Below are 246 nucleotides of genomic sequence, written 5' to 3' on the forward strand. Positions count from 1 at the left end.
GAATATATATCAGTAAAAATTTCACTTAATACTATTAGCTTTTTTATTTACTGTTTCTTGGATTCATTAAGTAATCCAAGAAGATATTCACCGTAAGCTATTTTTTGCAATGCTTCGCCACTTTTCTTTAATTGTTGATCATTAATCCAGCCTTGGCGCCAGGCAATTTCTTCTAAGCATGCGACTTTTAAGCCTTGTCGGTGCTCAATTGTTTGTACATATTGGGAAGCTTCTAGCAAGCTGTCG

Annotated in this window: 1 pseudogene; it reads right to left on the reverse strand. The window is 35.0% G+C overall.

Annotated features, from left to right (window positions below):
• Window positions 1–47: 47 nt before the first annotated feature.
• Window positions 48–246 (reverse strand): annotated as a pseudogene (locus tag Q4528_RS15345) (glucose-1-phosphate thymidylyltransferase); the annotation flags it as partial.

The organism is Staphylococcus pasteuri, from assembly GCF_030547725.1.
Classification (GTDB): Bacteria; Bacillota; Bacilli; order Staphylococcales; family Staphylococcaceae; genus Staphylococcus; species Staphylococcus pasteuri.